Source organism: Arthrobacter sp. S39 (assembly GCF_004320525.1).
In the GTDB taxonomy this organism is placed as follows: domain Bacteria; phylum Actinomycetota; class Actinomycetes; order Actinomycetales; family Micrococcaceae; genus Arthrobacter.
In genome coordinates this window covers 186738-204917 of sequence record NZ_SIHX01000002.1, presented here as the reverse complement: position 1 = coordinate 204917, position 18180 = coordinate 186738, and the positions used below count along the sequence as shown (strand labels likewise).

General features: G+C 66.2%; 17 protein-coding genes and 1 pseudogene. 9 read left to right on the top strand and 9 right to left on the bottom strand.

Features of this window, described 5'->3' with window-relative positions; all coding sequences use genetic code 11:
* The first annotated feature begins 97 nt into the window (after nucleotides 1-97).
* A complete protein-coding gene (locus EYS21_RS04875; RefSeq protein ID WP_242633292.1) occupies nucleotides 98-691 on the top strand; it encodes a hypothetical protein in 594 nt (197 codons plus the stop codon).
* A gap of 32 nt (nucleotides 692-723) precedes the next feature.
* On the opposite strand, the gene EYS21_RS04870 is transcribed toward EYS21_RS04875, so the two are convergent.
* Nucleotides 724-1551, bottom strand: a complete 828-nt coding sequence (locus EYS21_RS04870; RefSeq protein ID WP_131132078.1) for a methyltransferase — start codon at nucleotides 1549-1551, stop codon at nucleotides 724-726.
* On the bottom strand, nucleotides 1548-2522 hold the full coding sequence (locus EYS21_RS04865; protein WP_131132077.1) for an NAD(P)/FAD-dependent oxidoreductase: 975 nt from the start codon (nucleotides 2520-2522) through the stop codon (nucleotides 1548-1550). The genes EYS21_RS04870 and EYS21_RS04865 overlap by 4 nt, the downstream gene beginning before the upstream one ends.
* Nucleotides 2523-2643: 121 nt before the next feature.
* On the opposite strand from EYS21_RS04865, the gene EYS21_RS04860 reads away from it, so the two are divergent.
* The 3 genes from EYS21_RS04860 to EYS21_RS04850 all read left to right on the top strand — a co-directional run bounded on the left by EYS21_RS04860 (nucleotide 2644) and on the right by EYS21_RS04850 (nucleotide 5083).
* Complete coding sequence (locus EYS21_RS04860; protein ID WP_131132076.1) at nucleotides 2644-3228, top strand: XRE family transcriptional regulator; 585 nt, start codon at nucleotides 2644-2646, stop codon at nucleotides 3226-3228.
* Between the two features lie 144 nt (nucleotides 3229-3372).
* Nucleotides 3373-4341 (top strand): TM2 domain-containing protein, encoded by a 969-nt coding sequence (locus tag EYS21_RS04855; RefSeq protein ID WP_131132075.1) that lies wholly within the window; start codon nucleotides 3373-3375, stop codon nucleotides 4339-4341.
* Between the two features lie 139 nt (nucleotides 4342-4480).
* A complete protein-coding gene (locus tag EYS21_RS04850; protein WP_131132074.1) occupies nucleotides 4481-5083 on the top strand; it encodes a hypothetical protein in 603 nt (200 codons plus the stop codon).
* A gap of 32 nt (nucleotides 5084-5115) precedes the next feature.
* Here EYS21_RS04850 and EYS21_RS04845 read toward each other — a convergent pair whose 3' ends face one another.
* The 3 genes from EYS21_RS04845 to EYS21_RS04835 all read right to left on the bottom strand — a co-directional run bounded on the left by EYS21_RS04845 (nucleotide 5116) and on the right by EYS21_RS04835 (nucleotide 8523).
* Nucleotides 5116-6429, bottom strand: a complete 1314-nt coding sequence (locus EYS21_RS04845) for a BNR-4 repeat-containing protein (protein ID WP_131132073.1) — start codon at nucleotides 6427-6429, stop codon at nucleotides 5116-5118.
* Nucleotides 6430-6548: 119 nt separating this feature from the next.
* Nucleotides 6549-7031 (bottom strand): pyridoxamine 5'-phosphate oxidase family protein, encoded by a 483-nt coding sequence (locus tag EYS21_RS04840; RefSeq protein ID WP_131132072.1) that lies wholly within the window; start codon nucleotides 7029-7031, stop codon nucleotides 6549-6551.
* A 100-nt stretch (nucleotides 7032-7131) separates the two neighbouring features.
* Nucleotides 7132-8523: an NAD(P)/FAD-dependent oxidoreductase gene (locus EYS21_RS04835; RefSeq protein WP_131132071.1), complete on the bottom strand. Its 1392-nt coding sequence runs from the start codon at nucleotides 8521-8523 to the stop codon at nucleotides 7132-7134.
* Nucleotides 8524-8663: 140 nt separating this feature from the next.
* On the opposite strand from EYS21_RS04835, the gene EYS21_RS04830 reads away from it, so the two are divergent.
* On the top strand, nucleotides 8664-9383 hold the full coding sequence (locus EYS21_RS04830; RefSeq protein WP_131132070.1) for a TetR family transcriptional regulator: 720 nt from the start codon (nucleotides 8664-8666) through the stop codon (nucleotides 9381-9383).
* Nucleotides 9384-9509: 126 nt separating this feature from the next.
* On the opposite strand, the gene EYS21_RS04825 is transcribed toward EYS21_RS04830, so the two are convergent.
* From EYS21_RS04825 to EYS21_RS04810, 4 genes are read right to left on the bottom strand one after another with little or no spacing between them, the layout of a single operon-like run.
* Nucleotides 9510-9914 (bottom strand): universal stress protein, encoded by a 405-nt coding sequence (locus EYS21_RS04825; RefSeq protein WP_131132069.1) that lies wholly within the window; start codon nucleotides 9912-9914, stop codon nucleotides 9510-9512.
* Complete coding sequence (locus EYS21_RS04820; RefSeq protein ID WP_131132068.1) at nucleotides 9911-11440, bottom strand: tripartite tricarboxylate transporter permease; 1530 nt, start codon at nucleotides 11438-11440, stop codon at nucleotides 9911-9913. Before EYS21_RS04820 ends, EYS21_RS04825 begins: the two co-directional genes overlap by 4 nt.
* A gap of 9 nt (nucleotides 11441-11449) precedes the next feature.
* Nucleotides 11450-12013, bottom strand: a complete 564-nt coding sequence (locus tag EYS21_RS04815; protein WP_131132067.1) for a tripartite tricarboxylate transporter TctB family protein — start codon at nucleotides 12011-12013, stop codon at nucleotides 11450-11452.
* Between the two features lie 5 nt (nucleotides 12014-12018).
* The gene (locus EYS21_RS04810) at nucleotides 12019-13020 is read right to left on the bottom strand and encodes a tripartite tricarboxylate transporter substrate binding protein (protein ID WP_131132066.1); all 1002 of its coding nucleotides are present in this window, start codon (nucleotides 13018-13020) and stop codon (nucleotides 12019-12021) included.
* 141 nt (nucleotides 13021-13161) lie between these two features.
* Here EYS21_RS04810 and EYS21_RS04805 point away from each other — a divergent pair, with 141 nt between their 5' ends.
* The 4 genes and pseudogenes from EYS21_RS04805 to EYS21_RS04790 all read left to right on the top strand — a co-directional run bounded on the left by EYS21_RS04805 (nucleotide 13162) and on the right by EYS21_RS04790 (nucleotide 18096).
* Nucleotides 13162-14049, top strand: a complete 888-nt coding sequence (locus EYS21_RS04805; RefSeq protein ID WP_131132065.1) for a LysR family transcriptional regulator — start codon at nucleotides 13162-13164, stop codon at nucleotides 14047-14049.
* 154 nt (nucleotides 14050-14203) lie between these two features.
* Nucleotides 14204-15118 (top strand): 5-dehydro-4-deoxyglucarate dehydratase, encoded by a 915-nt coding sequence (gene kdgD / locus EYS21_RS04800; RefSeq protein WP_131132064.1) that lies wholly within the window; start codon nucleotides 14204-14206, stop codon nucleotides 15116-15118.
* A gap of 43 nt (nucleotides 15119-15161) precedes the next feature.
* Nucleotides 15162-16769, top strand: coding sequence for an aldehyde dehydrogenase (NADP(+)) (locus tag EYS21_RS04795; RefSeq protein ID WP_131132063.1), 1608 nt, complete (start codon nucleotides 15162-15164; stop codon nucleotides 16767-16769).
* A pseudogene (locus EYS21_RS04790) lies at nucleotides 16766-18096 on the top strand (enolase C-terminal domain-like protein). The gene EYS21_RS04795 and the pseudogene EYS21_RS04790 overlap by 4 nt, the downstream one beginning before the upstream one ends.
* The last annotated feature ends 84 nt before the right edge of the window (nucleotides 18097-18180 follow it).

Here is an 18180-nt window from a genome sequence, read left to right as displayed (position 1 = left end):
GCCCGGGAGCCTGCCCATTGACCCGGATGGCCGCAGGGGCTGGAATGGAAGTAGCAACCCGGAGTCCTGGGCCGGGCCTGACGCTGGAGGTGCCGCGGTGGCCGACTTGTTGGAATCCGTCCTTTCGGGAGCCTGGCAGCTGTTGTTCTGGGGAGCCGTACTGGCCTGCGCGGTAGCGGCAACGGTTTTTGCGGTACGCCTGCACTCCGCGCCGGAGCCGGCCGGCCGCGCTTCGGACACGCTGTTCTGGGACCTATTTATGGGCTCGGCCGTGGCAGTCCCCGCGCTCCTGATCCCCACGCTGGCCTCGCCATGGTCGGGGCTGGTGCTCGCCGCGGTGGGCGGGGCAACAGGCGTCGCCGCCTACCGGGGCCATCCCCGGATCATGGCGTGGCACACCAGCCGGCGGCAGCGCAGGCAGGAACTGCCCCTCCATACGGCCGCGCAGGCTGAACACACCACACTCCTTGCCCGCTGGAGCCGCTACGAGCTGGACCCTGCATACTGCATCGACTACCCGGCCATGACCGACGTCCGGCAGCCCGAAACCGCCGCAGTGATCAGGGCAATGCGGGACGCCGAGCAGCTCCGGACGGTCCCCCAGCAGGGGTACGTCCCCGCCGTCGCGCGCCTGCGCCTGGCCCTGACGGAAGCCGAAAAAGCAGCAGGAATCCCGGCCGCCGCCGACTGAGCGCGCTGGCGCCAACGCGGCGTCGCACTAGATCATGTGGGTGCTCCTGGCTCAGCCGGGGTGGCAACCCAGACGCTCCGGGTGGCCCGGGGTTCCAGTTCGATGTCGCCGAAGACCTGCTCCAGCAGGTTTTCCACGTCGCCGCGGTCGTCTGCGGTCAGGGCCGCCAGCTGCGGGAAGCGCGCGAACCACTGCCGGGCGTACTCCCTGGCAGCCGGAGTCACGGGTGCGGTTGTTGTCACCTCGGACCGCGTGACACTGAACCCCGCGGCTTCGATAACCGACGTCCAGTCCGGGTGGCGGTTCCACCCCTCGGCCGCCGCAGCGGCGTGGCAGCGCTGCTCCAGCAGCGCCCCGGGCGGGCCGCTGAGGAAGCGTGGCAGCGTGGCGAGCTCGACGACGACCAGCACCCCACCCGGCGCCAGTGCGCGGCGGACCCCCGACAGCAGCCGGGCAGGGTTGGCGACGTGGTGCAGCGAGGACGATGCCCACACCAGGTCAACCGGCGCGTTGGCCTTTGTATCCGCTGCCTCTGCCGCATCCGCGGTGACCAGGGAGCGGGCCAGCACGGGGAAGCCGTGGTCCAGGTCTGCCTCGAGCACGGCGAACCCCTGCCCGCGCAGCAGTCCGAGCATCTGCGGGTCGTTGTCTATGCACGTCAGCGACGCGTCAGGGTACCGGGCACGCAGAAGCCGGCTGCCTGCGCCAGTGCCTGCGCCGAGGTCAACGACGCTGCGCGCGGCCGATACCCCGGCGATGTCCAGGACCGCTGCGAGGTTGCCGCCGAACACTTCGGCGTCGAGGTCCAGGACGCGGTGCTGGTCCTGGCTGCCAGAGTGCCGGTGGGTCTGATGGTTCAAGCTGTTTGCCTTTCCACTGTGGAGAAGGGGCCGAAGTGCCCTTCAACCGCCCAACGGGTTTCCTCCTCGATGAGGTCGGCATTGATCCTGGCACCGGCCATGACACCCTCGGCCGCAGCAGTGATCACCTGGGCCATCAGGTTTGAGACGTTGCCCGCCGCATACACGCCGGGGACGGCCGTGGCACCCATGGCATCAGTCTCGATAAAGCGCCCGACGCCCGACGGGTGCACCTGGGACTCCAGCCCGAGTGATTCCAGAAGCGCGGATCTGGCCTCCATCCGGGTTCCGACAGCCAGGGCCTGCACGTCGAAGGAGGTGCCCTGGCGGAGCGTAAGCCCCGTGAGGACACCATCGACTGCGTCAATGGAGGCCACGGCGCCGTCAACGACCGTCACGGACCGGGCCGCGAGCTTTTCCCACTCCTCGTCGGTGGGTTCCACGGTGTCATTGAGGAAGAGGGTGATCTCAGGGGACCACTGCCTGAACAACAGTGCCTGATGGACGGACAGCGGGCCGGTGCCCAGCACTCCGATCCGTTGCCCGCGGATTTCCCAGCCGTGGCAGTAAGGGCAGTGCACCGCGCCCTTTCCCCACTGCTCCCGGAGCCCGTCAATGGCAGGCAGTCCGTCTGTTAAGCCTGTGGTGACGAGGAGGCGCCTGCCGGAGAACCGGCGGCCATCGCCGAGGGTCACCTCGAATCCGTCTGATGTCCGCCGTGCCGAGACGGCTTCGCCGTCAATGACCGTTCCGCCGTAGGAGTGCACTTCGCTGCGACCGACGGACAGGAGTTCCCCGGGGCTCATGCCGTCCCTCGAAAGATAACCGTGCACCCCGGCCGCCGGTGCGTTCCGTGGAGTTCCGGAATCGATGACCAGCACCGGGCGCAACGCCCGGGCCAGAGTGGTGGCCGCGCTGAGTCCCGCCGCACCGCCGCCAACAATGACTACGTCATACCGTGTGGTGTCCATACAAGTTCGTCCTTCGTCGCGTCCTGAAAGTTCGCCGCCAGCGTCTTTGGGCGGTGACACCAGCTTCCATCGCAGGAACAAATGCTGGCAAACATTCTTGCCAATATGGCAAAATGGCGGAATGCCAACTGAACTTGACGACGTTCTCGGTGCGGTCGGTCCCCGGCTTCGGGCCCTCCGCACTGAACGGAACCTCACCCTCGGAGAGGTCTCCTCCTCATCCGGCGTATCGGTGAGCACCCTGTCCCGCCTGGAATCCGGCCAGCGCAGGCCAAACCTCGAAATCCTGCTGCCCCTCGCGAGGTTGTACGGCGTTCCCCTCGATGATCTGGTCGGCGCCCCGCCCACCGGGGATCCGAGGATCCACCTCCGGCCCATCACCCACGCCGGCATGACAGCCGTTCCCCTCACCCGCCGCCCAGGCGGCCTGCAGGCTTTCAAGATGGTGCTCGACGGCGATAGCCGCGGGGCCGAGCCCGACCCCCGCGTTCACGAAGGCTACGAATGGCTCTACATCCTCAACGGACGGCTGCGCCTGGTGCTGGGCGACAAGGACTTTGAACTTCGCCCCGGCGAAGCAGCGGAATTCGACACCCACACACCGCACTGGTTCGCCAGCGCCGACGGCAGGCCCGTTGAGTTCATCAGCCTGTTTGGACAGCAGGGCGAGCGGATGCACGTACGCGCGCGGCCCAAGCCTGCCTAGCCGAAGAAGCCCGCGGGACTTCGGGGCCCCTTGCGCCCAACCGTCGTCTAGACTCTTTGAAGCATCATCGGTACTGGGGGCAGCCGATCATGGATCCCCCGTGCTGTGAGCGCCGTCGGCCAACAGAAACAGGATCCAGGAACCATGAGTCACCCCAGCTACCCTCACCCGCCCCAGAATGACGCCGGTGCGGGAGCTCCGCCCATCCCGAATGCACCCTCCAGCCTCGGAAGCCAGTACTACCAGGGCGGACAGCCAGGCGGATACCAGCCGGGGCCCGACCAGGGCCCTTATGGACACGTTCCGTACGCCACGGGTCCGGGAAAGTCCTTCCTCACCACGTGGCTCCTATCCCTGCTCCTGGGCAACCTGGGTGTGGACCGCTTCTACCTGGGCAAGATCGGCACCGGCATCGCCAAGCTGCTGACCGCCGGCGGACTCGGCATCTGGTCCATCGTGGACCTGATCATCACCCTGACCGGCAACACCAGGGACAAGGACGGCCGTCCGCTGGAAGGCTACCCGGAGCACAAGGTGAAGGCCTGGATCATCACCGGCGTCGTCTGGGTCCTCGGCATGGTGGTGGGAACCGTGGTCACGCTGGCGTCCATTGCCTCCACTGCCGCCGTGGTGAACGAACTTCAGAAGTCGACCAGCCAGTCGGCCGCCGCAGAGGACACCGCGGCTACCAAGGCGGCGCCTGCTCCGTCCGAGGGAGCCGGCACTGATGCGAACGCCTTCGACATCACCGTATTCGGGGGCAACACGGTGAAGGTCACCGTCGTCGACTCCCTCTACGTGGCTGAGATTCCCACCATGTCCTACATGAAGCCGAACAACGGTGGATTCCTGCTGGTGGAGGTCTCGTGGGAGACCCTGACCGGAACCAGTTTCCCGAACCCCGCAAACTTCGAGGCCTACGATGCAGACGGCAAGGAAGGCGAGGGTATCTATCTGGAGACCGGGGGCCTGCAGGCCGAAGACAGCACGGCGGGACAGGTCCACAGCGGCGTCGTTGCGTTCGACATCAAGAATGGACCGACCACCATCAACATCAGCGACGACTTCGGCGACAAGGCAGCCACCTTTACCCTGACGCCGCCGGTCGGTTAATAGCCCGATCCATGCGTATCAAAACCCGCGGCTCCCATTCCGGGCCGCGGGTTTTTTGATGCACTGCCGGACAGCCGGAGGTTAAGTGCTGTGTCGCTGTCACTGGAGTGCCGCGACAGAACGCCGGTAGCATCCGAGGATGGAACCCACACAAGCGGAAGTCCGTGATCAGTTCGGCAGGAACCTGGAGGACAAGGGTGCCTGGCGGCAGGCCACCACCCTCGACGCCGCCGGGGAACTGACGGCCCGTTGGCTCGAAGGCAACAGCGAGTACCAGCCGGCCACCTTCACTGCCCGCTACGACGACGAAACGGAACCCATCGCCGTCGAACTGGCCGCCCTCAACAGGAGCGGCCTCTTCACCAAGGAATCCCAGCCCGGCCTCCAGGCCGACGGCACCGCCCAGCGCCAGTACGTCACAGGATTCTGCAGCGCCGAAACGGCCGCCGGCCTCCTGGCCCTGTCCACCCGGTCCGAACTCGTCACCGTGGCCCACGCCCCCGGGGAGGCCAGCAGCGCGTCAATCCCGGTAACGCTCGACGGCGGCGAGGTGGTCACCGTCCTGGGCTCCAGCGAGAACCCGGTTACCGAGGACCAGATCCGCGACTGGGCCGAGGAAACCAACGACAGCCTCGCGTTGCTGCTCGCCGACTCCTGGTACGTGGAGATCCTGGACCCCGCGTGGGGCAGGAATGACGTCCTGTTGCCGGCCGTCCGCGCCGCGCTGACCGCCGGCAAATAGCCGGTTCCGGTCAGCGGGCGGCCATCCGCCTGCTACCCGGCAGCCACGTTCTCCCTGACGACGGCGACAATCTCCGTTTCATACGCCTGCGATGACCGCATCGAGCCGCGGAACCAGCAGAGGGCGTGCACGCCGGCGTCGCCGGGAACCACCATGGGCCGCAGGTTGTCCACGGCCGAATCCGCGGTGACGGCCTCCCAGGCCCAGCTTGCGCCGCCGTCAGCCGTCCGTCCGGAATAGATCTCGTAGTGCTCCGTCGGCTGGCCGGAGCGCGGATCCACCGGGGCCGAGATGTAGACGTGGTCAAGATCGTATGGATCCACGGCCCCCAGGCCCGTGTAGTCCTGCTCGTGCGGCAGGTAACCGGGGCCGGCGACTGCGAGCGGGTGCAGGGTCCAGGCCGAGCCGTCAAAGCGCGCGTACAGCAGGCGGTGATCGTCGACGTCGAGCTGCTGGACCCGCTTAAGGACACCGGTGACGTCGTTGGCCCGGCAGGTGATGATCGCGGCGAGCTGGGTTCCCTGCCGCCGCAGGTCGGCGGTCCAGCCGTGGGTGAGGACGTCGCCGTCGAGCTCGGTACCGGCCGCGAAAATGGTGGTCAGCCCAACCTGGCTGACTCCGGCGGACCCGATCACGGGCTTGCTGATGACCTGGCCGGCCGCATCATGGAGCGCGTCCCCCTGGACGTAGCCGTGGTAGATGCTGTTGTTGAAATCGCGGGGGTGGTGGTCCGTGGTGATCAGGTCGATCCGGTCCGTGCCGTTGGAGCTGTACCGGGTGTAGCCGTTGACGTAGCCCACCTTGGGCCGGGTGAAGAGCTTGCCCCCGTAACTCCAGGTGCTGCCGTCGTCGTCGGAAACCATCAGGGTGGGGTCATCGTTGATGGCACGGACGAAGTTGTAGGTCCGCGACTCAGCGGCGAGGCGGTGCAGGTTGGAATAGGTGGCGCCGCGGCCGTCCGCGAGTTCGGTCCAGTCGAAGACCTGCTCCGCCTCCCACTCGCTGGCGTCATGCGGCCGGACCGAGACGCGCCAGCGCGAGTAGTTGTCCGTTTTGTGTTTCGCATACATCGCCAGGTAGCGGCCGTCCGGCCGGATCAGCAGGGCCGGCGCGTTGTGGTCATCCGATTCGAGCTGCTCATGGAGGACGTGGACCTTGCTTTCACCCGTGGCAAGGTCCAGGACCGCCACCTCGATGTTTCCGCCGCGGCTTTCGCCGCCGGGCCCCTCAGGCGCGGCGACCGATCCCACCAGGAGCGTGTTGTTCGCCGGATCCACCAGCGCCCGTTCGTCCTGAAACCAGCACCAGGCGCCGTTGTTGTTAAGCAGGACAGGAGCGTACGTCATTGGAGTTCCTCGCCGTGTGGGAAGCATCGTTTCAGAAAGTTCTCGATACTATCCTACACGGGATGTTAGCGCCAACAAGGGCGGGCTGACCGCTAATTACGGCCAGCCCGCACCTTTTCTTACAGCTCTACGGTGCCACTTTCGCCCACGCTCATCCGGCTGTGGGTGACCTTGGACTTCACCCACTGCAGGACCGTGGCGGCCGTCCCGCCGGGGCTGGTCCAGTATTCGGCGGAGTCCGAGTCCACCCGGAGCAGGCACACCTCGGGGGTGTCGGGCCCGTCCGGGAACCACGCCTCAACAACCTGGTTCCACATTTCGTGAATCTTGGCTCGGTCGGTGACCACTTCGGCGGTTCCGGCCACGGAAACCCATTCGGTGCGATTACCAAATGAGACATTCACGCGCGGATCAGCCCGGACATGGGCCACCTGAGAGGTGCCGAGGCCGGTGAAGAACCACATGTCGCCGTCGTCCAACACGTCCTGGACGGCCAACGGCCGGCTGACCAGGGCACCTTCTTCGTTGATGGTGGTCAACATCCCGATCCGGGAATCGTTGATGATGTCCGTAACTTTGCTGATGCTCTCAGAGTCAGTCATGCCCTCACCTCATTCTGGTCAAAAGGGGAAGTTCCCCCCCGCGCCAGCCTATTGGTAAGTATGCTTATTTTCCAGCGGACGCTTCGCCGGAGCCGCCCGGCTACACCCCTGCGGGCTCGGCCACGCGGGCCACTTCGGCGATGCGGGCTGCGGTCAGCCGGCCCATCCGGATGGCGCCCTCCACATGCTGGTAGCCTTCGGCGGCGAGGTCCGACGAGCACCAGTAGATGGGGCCAACCGGGGCGTGCTGGTCCTTCCCGTAGCGGTGGAGCCCGCCCAGGTCGTAGCTGGAGGCGTAGGCACCCCGGGTCCATTCCTCCGAGCCCCAGTCCGATTCGTAGTACACCTCGGGCGCCAGCGCCTTGTCCCCCAGGAACCCGGCGATCGACTCCAGCACCACGCGCTTTCGCTCGTCGGCACCCAGCTCGAAGACGGCGTCGGCCTTTTCATCGGAAATGAAGCCCACCAGCGTTCCGCGGGTATCGCCGTGGTTGGTGTTGTCGTAGACCTCCTGGACCAGCGAGCCGGCGCCGAAGCCCGTGCCGGACAGGCCGTCTTCGCGCCAGAAGGGCGTGCTGTAGACGGCGTGGACCTTGATGACCAGGCCCAGCGACTGGTGCTGGTGCATCTGGTGCTGGCGGCGCGGCAGTGGCGGGTTAAAGGACACGCGCGAGTACAGGTTGGGCGGCACGGCCATGATCACGAACCGTGCGTTCACGGTGGCCCGCTCGGACACGACGGTCACGCGGTGGCCGCCGTCGCCGAGTTCCGTCCAGTTGATGGTGCGTACGGGACTGTTAAGGACGACGTCGTCACCCAGCTCCTGCGCCTGTAGCAGGGAGACCTGCTGCATCCCGCCCACCACACGCTTGTCCAGGATGAAGTCCTCGTCGGTGAGGTGTGTGAACGACCCGGCGGAGGCGGCCATGAGCACGGCCTGCAGTGTTGAGAACGCGTGCGCGGGCTTGGTGAGCATGCCGCCGGCGATGAACAGGCCAATGTTGTTGCAGGCCTCCTCGTTGTCGGAGTTGGCGCGCAGCCAGTGGTGGAAGGAAATGGTGTCCAGTTCGCGGGCCTTCGGGTGCGCCCAAGGCTCGGTGGCACCGATTTCGGCAGCCAGGCCGTCCAGCAGGGCAATGAGCTTGTCCATTTCGACGGCGGTGGCCGGGTCCACCGGGAAGGAGTCGCCGGTGTAGCGCACGGGTTTGCCGTCGGCGCCGATGTAGACGGACTCGCCGTCGCGGTAGCGGGAGTAGGTTTTCAGGCCCAGTTCGTCCAGCAGGTCCAGGAGGACTGTCTGGTCCGGCGAGACCCACTGGCCGCCGATCTCCAGCACGGCCCCGTCAACGGTGTCCGTCCAGGTCCGGCCGCCCACGCGGTCGCGGGCTTCCAGCACGGCCACGCTCAGGCCGGCTTTTGTCAGTTCACGGGCGGCGGTCAACCCGGAGGGTCCCGCTCCCACGACCACAACGTCGCGGTTTAGGTTCAGCATGATGTCCTCTCTGTGGCTGCGCGGGTGATGCGCATCACTAAATGAATGGCATTCATTTATAAGAACTATAGCGGTTTGTCCGCGGCTCCGGAAGAGGCGGATGGAATAATGCTGGGGAACCCCCACGAAAGGCCCGCACCATGCCGGCAGCCGCCGCCCCAGGAACCACCGCCGGAACGGCCGGCACCAGCAGCGCCGACTCCGCAGGCGCGTCAAAAAGCGTTCGACGCCGGGCGGGCCGCCCCTCTGCGGCCCTGCTGGACCAGGCAGGAATCACGGCCGCAGCCCTGGAACTCATCGGCAGGAAGGGCTACGACGGCCTCACGATGGCTGCCCTGGCACGCCAGCTGGACGTGGCGCCGTCGGCCCTTTACAACCATGTGGCCTCCAAACGGGATGTCCTGCTGCTGGTGGAGGACCACCTCGCGGCGCTGGTGGACGTTTCGGGATTCGGAGCGGGGTCCTGGGAGGATGCCGTGCGGACGTGGGCCTGGAGCTACCGGGACGTTTTTGCCCAGCACACGCCGCTCATTCCGGTCATCGCAGTCCTGCCCGTGACGGATGCGCCACAGACGCTGGCCATGTACGAGACCGTGAGCGGCGGTTTCCTGGCGGCGGGCCTCCCGGAGGAACGGATAGTGTCGGCGATCGTGGCCCTGGAATCGTTCATCTTCGGTTCGGCCTACGACGTCACGGCGCCCGCGGATATTTTCGACGCCGGCAGCATGGCCGGTGCCACCCCGCACTTCACGGCGGCCGTGCGGAGCCTGGCGGCGCGGGGTGACGAGCGTCCGGCGGACGTGGCCTTCGGCCTGGGGCTTGAGGCCCTCATCACCGGGCTCGGGGCGCTGCGGCGCTGACGGCTCTTGAAGGGTGGGCCGCGCCGAACTGGGGCACTTTGACACGGACACGCCGCGGTTTCGGCCTGCTCCCAGGGTTTTGTTGCCCAAAGTGCCCCACGACGGCGGGACTCACCGTCTTCTCGGCTAGAAACCGGCTCCCTCGGCCTTGACCGCCAGAACGGGGCGGTCGGCCTGCATCAGGATCCGCTGGGCGTGGCTTCCCAGGATGAACTTCCCCACCTGGGTACGGTGCCTGAGCCCGATGACGATCAGGGACGCATCAGCCTCACGCGCGACATCCAGGAACTCGTCGGCCAGATCGTGCTGGTACGGAGGCTGGATCACGGTGGCACTGACGCCGGCCTCCGAAGCACGGCGGGCTGCCTGTTCCAGGACGTCGTCGGCGGCCACCGATTTGTCCACCAGCGCGCCTTCCCTGGCCGAGTTGACGATCACCAGGTCCTCGTTGCGGAGCTTGGCTTCCGCGATGCCCGCTGTCAGCGCGGCTTCCCCTGCGGGTGTGGGGACGAATCCGACGATGATGCTCATACCTTCTCCTTGATTTCAGGCGTGACGGCCGTGATGGCAATGGGTTTCCGTTTGGTGAGGGCACCGCGGATGGCCGGGAGGACCGCCACCAGCACGAAGACCGCCAGCAGGGTCGCCGAAATCGGGCGGCCGAAGAAGCCGAGGGGATCTCCGCCGAAGACCAGCAGTGAACGGCGCATCGAGCTCTCCAGCAGTTCGCCGAGCACAAAGGCCAACACCAAGGGACCCGGTTCGAAGCCGAACTTCTTCATGAGGTAGCCGATGATGCCGAACACCACGACCAGGGTGACATCGAACATGCTGTTGTTGATGGTGTAGGCGCCCAACAGCGTGATCAGGGCCGTGACGGGCGCCAGGATGGCGGCCCGGACCCGGAGGATTTTCACGAAGATCCCCACCAGCGGCAGGCTCATGATCAGCAGCAGGATGTTGCCGATGTACATGGAGTTCACCACGCCCCAGAACAGCTCCGGGTTCTGTTCCACCAGCTGCGGGCCGGGGGTGACGCCCTGGATCAGCAGCGCACCGAACATCAGTGCCATCGTGGCGTTGGCCGGAATGCCAAGCGTCAGCAGCGGGATGAAAGACGACGTCGCGGCAGCGTTGTTGGCGGTTTCCGGTCCGGCGACGCCCTCCGGGGCGCCCTTGCCGAAACGCTCAGGCTGCTTGGCCCGCTTCTTCTCCATGGCGTAGGAGGCCATCGACGCAATAGTGGCGCCGCCGCCCGGCAGGATTCCCAGGAAAAAGCCGAGCACGGATCCGCGGCCGATGGCTCCGGACGCCTGCTTGAGGTCCTGGCGGGAGGGCCAGACATTCGTGACTTTCGACGGCGCTTTGGCGGCCCGGTGCCGTTCCTCAAGGTTGTAGAGGATTTCGCCGAGGCCGAAGATGCCCATGGCGATCGGCACGAAATCGATGCCGTCGGCCAGCTGCAGGCTGCCGAAGGTGAAGCGGCTTTCTCCGGTGAAGATGTCCCGGCCAACTGTGGCCAGCAGGAGTCCCAGGGCCGCGGCGACGAGCGCCTTGGCTTTCGATCCGCTGCTGATGGTGGCCACCAGCAGGATGCCGAGCATCGCCAGCGCGGTGTACTCGGGCGGGCCGAAGTCCAGGGCGAAACTGGCCACGATGGGGGCGAGGAAGGTCAGTCCGATGATGGCCGCCGTTCCACCGATGAACGAACCGATGGAAGCCAGCCCCAGCGCGGTGCCGGCCCTGCCCTGTTTTGCCATCTGGTAGCCGTCGAAGACGGTGACCACGGAGGACGCTTCACCCGGAAGCCGCAGCAGCACGGAGGTGATGGTGCCGCCGTACTGTGCACCGTAGAAAATTCCGGCCAGCATAATGATGGCCGTCACCGGCTCGACGTTGTAGGTGAGCGGAAGCAGGATGGCGATGGTTGCCGCGGGCCCCAGGCCTGGAAGCACACCGATCAGCATGCCAATCACGACGCCGACCAGGCAGTACAGGAGGTTGGTCGGCTCCAGGACAACCGCAAATCCGTTGATAACGGGATTCAGAAAATCCACGGGGGTCTCCTAGAAGAGGTGGGGGATGGAGGTCTTGAGCGCGAGCACGAAGATTGCGTAGAAGGCAATCACGACGGCGGCACTGACCACCAGCGTGGAGCGCCACGTTTCGCCGCCAAGGAAGCGCATCCAGATGACGCACAGCACCAGCGCCGGCAGCTCGAAGCCAATGAGAGGCATCAGGGCAACCATGGCGGCGAGCGTCACCAGGCCGGTCAGCGGCGCGGTGGACATGCGGGTGAACTTCTCCGCATCCCTGTTATGCCGGCCAAGGACCAGCTGAAAAACGCCGAGGGCAACCATCACCAGGCTGATGATGAACGGCCACAGACCGGGCTGGGGTTTGTCGGGCGTGCCCAGCCCCATGGCTGCCGACAGGATGGTGGCCCCGACGCCCACACCGATGACCACCAGGGATGAGGCAGCATTGGCCAGGGCACCGGCCGCGGGAGGCTTTTCCTCCTCCCACTGGGCGGCGAGCTGCTCGGGAGTCAGGTCATCCTCGGTGATCGAGCTTGTCGACGTCGGGGTTTCGACGGGCCCGACCACCGACTCTGCAGGAGTTTCCTTCATAGGAATCACTTAGTCCCGCTGAGGCTGATGTCGTACTTCTCCACCAGTTCCTTGTACTTCGCTGCGTATTCCTTCCACTCGGCGACAACTTCCTCACCGGAAATCTCCTTCGGAGTCAGCAGGTTCTTTTTGTTGAACTCCTTGTAGGCCTCCGTTTTGAAGGTGTCCTGGAACGCGGCGAGCAGCTTTTCCTTGACGTCGGCGGGAGTGCCCTTGGGAGCCGCGACGGCCCGGTACTGCGCAACGGGGACGTCATAGCCCGCTTCCTTGGCGGTGGGGGTGTCCTGCAGGAAGCTGTTGCGCTCCTCCGAGAAGACCAGGAGCGGTGCCACCTTGCCGGCCTCGATCTGCGGCATCGCCTCGCCGAGCTGGATGGTGGCGAGCTCAACCTGGTTGCCGAGGACCGCCGTCAGGGCCGGCTTGCCACTGTCAAAGGGAATGTCGGTGCCTTTGACGTCGGCCTGCTTGAAGAGCACGGTCTGGGCGAGCTGGCTTCCGGTGCCAACACCAGTAGTTCCGAAGGTGACGTTGCGGCCGGCGCCGGCTACGTCGTCGAACGTCTTGAATCCCGACTGCGTGCTGGCCACCAGGACGTAGTCGTCCTGCGACAGCCCCGCGATGATGTCCAGGTCGTCGATGTTCACGGCTTCGTCCTGGCTGACGGCCAGGGGAGTAATGGTGATGAGGGACGCGGTGAGGAGAACCAATTCCTGGCCGTCGGCCGGCTTGCCGGCCACTTCCTTGGTGGCCAGCGCGCCGTTGGCGCCCGGCTTGTTCACTACCGGCATGGGCTGGCCTAGGGACTTGGAGGCACCTTCAGCGAGGGCCCGGGCGATCAGGTCCGTGCTGCCGCCGGCAGCCTGGCCAACCGTGAAATTGACGGGGCCCGACGGGTACTTTGCGGAGTCTGCCTTGCCACCGGCCACGTTGCCGCAAGCGGTCAGGGCCAGAAGCGTCAGGGCGGAGGCAGCACCGAGAACTGTGCGGCGCGTGGGGAAGTGCATCATTGGAACTCCTTGGGGAAATCTCCGGATCGGAACCGGCTGCTGTTGTGAACCGAATCACTGTGGCTCGCTTGACGAGGGTAGGGAGCCGTTATGATGCATGTCTAAGCCCCAAAATGCATCGGGTGATACCGGAAAGGCATCATGTTTACTTTCGACCAGCTGGCCGGATTCATAGCAGTCGCAGAGGAGCTCCACTTCGGACGGGCCGCGGAAAGACTGAATATGACCCAGCCGCCGCTGAGCCGCCAGATCCAGAAACTGGAGAAGAGCATCGGCACGGAACTGCTCGAGCGCGACAACCGCAAAGTCGAGCTCACCCACGCCGGGAAGGCGTTCCTGGAAGAGGCCAAAAGGCTCATGGCACTGGCCACCCGCGCTCCCCTCACCGCCCGCAGGATCGCCACGGGCCGCTCGGGCGTGCTGCGGGTCGGGTTCACGGCGGCCAGCGGGTTCAGCATCCTGGGGCCGCTCCTGGAAGAGATCGCGGAAATTCTGCCCGACGTGGACATTGACCTCCAGGAACTGGTGACCGGGGAGCAGATCCAGGGCCTCCTGACGGGTGAACTCGACATGGGCCTGGCCCGGCCGCCCTTCGACCGGGAGGTCTTCGATTCGCACCTGCTCTATAAGGAGGCCATGGTGCTGGCCGTGCCTGCGGGCCACCGCCTGGCGGACCTCTCCCGGCCCATCGAGGACGCTGACCTCCGGGACGAACCGCTCATCATGCACTCACCAACCCAGGCCGCCTATTTCTACGACCTGGTGATCCGCATGCACAACATCCAGCACGGCAACGTCATCCACACCGTCAGCCAGATCCTCACCATGGTCTCCCTGGTTGCCGCCCGGCGGGGTGTGGCTTTTGTCCCGCATTCGGCCACGCTCCTGGCGATCAAGGGCGTCGAATTCCTGCCGCTGGCCGGCAGCAGCAATGATGATCCGGTTGAGCTCCATGCCATCTGGAACCGCAAGGTGGCCAACCCGGCCCTGCGGCGGCTCCTTCAGGACTTCGAATTCAGGACGGAGTAGCCCCGCCGCGAAGAACCACCAACCCCGCACCTCGATGCACTTTGGGTATCAATCAATACGAAATGGCACTTAGACAGGCATCACTTGGCCTGCCTAGTGTTGTCACGAACCAACATCCCCAGCCGGCAGCGGCATTCACACAGAGGACAACATCGTGGCAAAGTACTCCCCCCAGGAACTGGCAGACACCCTCAAGGAAGGCCTGCTGTCTTTCCCGGTGACGTCGTTCGATGCCCAGCTGCAGTTCGATGAGGAGAACTACCGCAAGCACCTCGCCTGGCAGGCCAGCTTCCCCGTCGCCGGACTCTTCGCAGCGGGCGGCACCGGCGAAGGCTTCTCCCTCACGCCGGCGGAATCCGAGCGTGTGGTCCGCACCGCCGTCGAGGAAGTGGGCAACCTGGTTCCCGTGCTGGCATCCGCCGGCGGTTCCACGGCCCAGGCCATCGAAAACGCCAAGGCTGCCGAGGCCGCCGGCGCCGACGGGCTCCTGCTCCTCCCCCCGTACCTCACCGAAGCTGACCAGGGCGGCCTGATCGACCACGTCAGCGCCATCTGCAGCGCCACCTCGCTCGGTGTCATCATCTACAACCGGGCCAACGCCATCTACAAGGACACCACCGTGGCCACGCTCGCGGACCGCCACGAAAACCTGATCGGCTTCAAGGACGGCGTGGGCGACCTCGAACACGACGCCCGCGTCTACGCCAAGCTCGGCGACCGCCTCTTCTACCTCGGCGGTCTGCCCACGGCGGAAACTTTCGCCCTCCCGCTGCTCCAGCTTGGAATGAGCACGTATTCCAGCGCCATGTACAACTTCGTCCCGCAGTTCGCCCTGGACTTCTACCAGGATGTCCGCAACAACGACCGCGTCGCCGTGAACAAGAAGCTCAACGACTTCGTGATCCCGTACCTGGACATCCGCGACCGCGTGAAGGGCTACTCTGTCTCCATCGTCAAGGGCGGTCTGGACGCCATCGGCCGCTCGGCAGGCGGGGTCCGCCCGCCGCTGCAGAACCTGGCACCCCAGGATCTGGCGGACCTCAAAGCCCTCATCGCCACCGTCTCCTGAACAACCGCCTCCTGATAAACACCTCTCCCAAGGAGTCAGCTCTATGACACTCACCGGACATTCCCTGATCGCCGGGCAACCCGTCGTCGGCGACGGCAAGACCGCCTTCGGCTTCAACCCCGCCACCAACGGGGCACTCGAGCCCACGTACACGCTGATCACCGAGGAACAGCTGACGACGGCGACCTCCGCCGCCGCAGCTGCCTACCCGTCGTTCAGTACCCTGGACCCGGAGACGCACGCCGCGTTCCTGGAGGCCGTCGCTGACAACATCGAAGCCATCGGCGATGAACTGGTCATCCGGGCCGGCCAGGAAACCGGCCTGCCCGCCGCCCGGCTGCAGGGCGAACGCGCCCGCACCACCGGCCAGCTGCGCCTTTTCGCCACGGTAGTCCGCCAGGGTGACTTCCGCGGCGTCCGCATCGACCCGGCCCTCCCAGACCGCACGCCCATGCCCCGGGCCGACATCCGCCAGCGCCAGATCCCGCTCGGCCCCGTCGCGGTCTTCGGCGCCAGCAACTTCCCGCTAGCATTCTCGACGGCAGGCGGCGACACCGCCTCCGCCCTCGCCGCCGGCTGCCCCGTCGTCTTCAAAGCCCACAACGCCCACCCCGGCACCAGCGAACTCGTCGGCCAGGCCATTGTGAAGGCCGTCAAAGACTTCGGCCTGCACCCGGGCGTGTTTTCCCTGATCTACGGCCCCGGTGCCAGCATCGGCCAGGCCCTCGTGGCCGACCCGGCCATCAAGGCCGTCGGCTTCACCGGCTCCCAGAGCGCCGGCATCTCCCTGATGCGCACCGCCGCGGCCCGCCCGGAACCCATCCCGGTGTACGCGGAGATGTCATCGCTGAACCCTGTGTTCGTGTTCGACGGCGCGCTCAGCGGTTCCGCCGACCAAATTGATGCCCTGGCACAGCAGTACGTCACCGCTGTCACCGGAAGTTCAGGCCAGCTCTGCACCTCCCCCGGCCTGCTGTTCGCCCCCGCCGGCGAGGCAGGCGACAAACTCGCCGCCGCCGTCGGACGCGCCGTCTCTGCCTGCGCGGGCCAGACCATGCTGACCGAGGGCATCGCCGGTTCCTGGCATGCCGGAACCGAGGCACTCGGTTCCGCCGCCGGCGTCGACATCGTGGGACAGGGCACTCCCGGAGCCACCGAGAACGCGCCCGCCCCCACCATCTTCGGCACCCACATCGGCGAATTCGTCTCCAACCACGTACTGCACGCGGAAATCTTCGGCGCCGCGAGCCTGGTCATCCGGTACGGCTCGGTGGAGGAACTGATCACAGCCACCGACCGGCTCGAAGGCCAGCTCACCGCCTCGCTGCAGCTCACCGCGGAGGACTACCCGACGGCGGCCCTGCTGCTTCCGGCCCTCGAACAGAAGGTGGGGCGCATCATCGTTAACGGCTGGCCCACCGGCGTCGAAGTAGGCCACGCGATGGTCCACGGCGGCCCGTTCCCCGCCACGTCCGACACCCGCACCACCTCCGTCGGCACCCTCGCGATCAACCGCTTCCTGCGGCCGGTCGCGTACCAGAACCTGCCCCAGGAACTCCTGCCTGCCGCACTGCAGGACGCCAACCCCTGGAACTTGAACCGCCGCATCGACGGCAGCGTTGTTGCCGCAGATGTGGAGGTCAACGCATGAGCACCCAGCCAACCATCGCCAAGGTTGAGGTGGTCCCTGTCGCCGGCCACGACAGCATGCTGATGAACCTCAGCGGCGCCCACGGACCCTTCTTTACCCGCAACGTGGTCATCATTACCGATTCGGAGGGCCGCACAGGCCTCGGCGAGGTCCCCGGCGGCGAGAAGATCAAGGGCACCATTGAGGAAGCCGGGACGCTCATCGCCGGCCAGCCTGTGGCCCGCTTCCGTTCCCTGCTCCGCGAGATTGCTGCAGAGTTCGCCGACCGTGACGCCGGCGGCCGCGGGCTGCAGACGTTCGACCTGCGGACCACCGTCCACGCCGTCACCGCCGTCGAATCCGCCCTGCTGGACCTGCACGGCCAGTTCCTCGGCGTCCCCGTCGCCGAACTGCTCGGCGACGGGCAGCAGCGCAGCTCGGTGCCCATGCTCGGATACCTCTTTTTTATTGGTGACCACGCCCGCACCGACCTGCCCTACCTGGTGGAGGACGCACCCGCCGACCGCTGGGAGAAGCTGCGCCGCCAGGAGGCCATGACGCCGGAGGCTGTTGTGGCCCTGGCCGAAGCCGCCCAGGAACGGTACGGCTTCAGCGACTTCAAGCTCAAGGGCGGCGTGCTGTCCGGGGACGACGAAGTTGATGTGGTCACCGCCCTGGCCAAGCGCTTCCCCGAGGCACGGGTCACCCTCGACCCGAACGGCGGCTGGCTTCTGGAGGAGGCCATCCGCCTGGGCAAGCGGATGCGCAGGGCGTCGTTGCCTATGCCGAGGACCCGTGCGGCGCGGAAGGCCGCTTCTCGGGCCGCGAGGTGATGGTGGAATTCCGCCGCGCCACCGGGCTCAAGACGGCCACGAACATGATCGCCACGGACTGGCGGGAGATGTCCCACGCCATCCGCAGCAACGCCGTCGACGTCCCGCTGGCGGACCCGCACTTCTGGACGATGTCCGGTTCGGTCCGCGTGGCGCAGCTGTGCAATGAGTTCGGCCTCACCTGGGGATCACACTCGAACAACCACTTCGATATCTCCCTGGCCATGTTCACCCACACCGGGGCAGCCGCTCCGGGCGAGATCACGGCGCTGGACACGCACTGGATCTGGCAGGACGGGCAGGGGCTGACCAAGAACCCGCTGCAGATCCGCGACGGCGCCATCGAAGTTCCGGACGCTCCGGGGCTGGGCATCGAACTGGACCGGGACGCCCTGAACAAGGCGAACGAGCTGTACCTGCAGCACGGCCTCGATGCCCGCGACGACAGCATCGGCATGCAGTACTACATCGATGGCTGGTCCTTTGACCCGAAGCGGCCCTGCCTGGTCCGCTAAGGACGTCCATCCAGCTTCCGCACGGCCGGCCCTCCTTTCGCAACAGGAGACGGCCGTGCGGAATCCCAACAGTTAAATAGAAGG

Excerpts from the sequence above, each read along its gene's own strand:
- EYS21_RS04830 (WP_131132070.1), top strand. The coding sequence starts at position 8,664 with ATGCCGGCAGCCGCCGCCCCAGGAACCACCGCCGGAACGGCCGGCACC.
- EYS21_RS04840 (WP_131132072.1), bottom strand. The coding sequence starts at position 7,031 with ATGACTGACTCTGAGAGCATCAGCAAAGTTACGGACATCATCAACGAT.
- EYS21_RS04825 (WP_131132069.1), bottom strand. The coding sequence starts at position 9,914 with ATGAGCATCATCGTCGGATTCGTCCCCACACCCGCAGGGGAAGCCGCG.
- EYS21_RS04860 (WP_131132076.1), top strand. The coding sequence starts at position 2,644 with ATGCCAACTGAACTTGACGACGTTCTCGGTGCGGTCGGTCCCCGGCTT.
- EYS21_RS04795 (WP_131132063.1), top strand. The coding sequence starts at position 15,162 with ATGACACTCACCGGACATTCCCTGATCGCCGGGCAACCCGTCGTCGGC.
- EYS21_RS04810 (WP_131132066.1), bottom strand. The coding sequence starts at position 13,020 with ATGATGCACTTCCCCACGCGCCGCACAGTTCTCGGTGCTGCCTCCGCC.
- EYS21_RS04805 (WP_131132065.1), top strand. The coding sequence starts at position 13,162 with ATGTTTACTTTCGACCAGCTGGCCGGATTCATAGCAGTCGCAGAGGAG.
- EYS21_RS04815 (WP_131132067.1), bottom strand. The coding sequence starts at position 12,013 with ATGAAGGAAACTCCTGCAGAGTCGGTGGTCGGGCCCGTCGAAACCCCG.
- EYS21_RS04865 (WP_131132077.1), bottom strand. The coding sequence starts at position 2,522 with ATGGACACCACACGGTATGACGTAGTCATTGTTGGCGGCGGTGCGGCG.
- EYS21_RS04855 (WP_131132075.1), top strand. The coding sequence starts at position 3,373 with ATGAGTCACCCCAGCTACCCTCACCCGCCCCAGAATGACGCCGGTGCG.
- EYS21_RS04835 (WP_131132071.1), bottom strand. The coding sequence starts at position 8,523 with ATGCTGAACCTAAACCGCGACGTTGTGGTCGTGGGAGCGGGACCCTCC.
- EYS21_RS04845 (WP_131132073.1), bottom strand. The coding sequence starts at position 6,429 with ATGACGTACGCTCCTGTCCTGCTTAACAACAACGGCGCCTGGTGCTGG.
- EYS21_RS04850 (WP_131132074.1), top strand. The coding sequence starts at position 4,481 with ATGGAACCCACACAAGCGGAAGTCCGTGATCAGTTCGGCAGGAACCTG.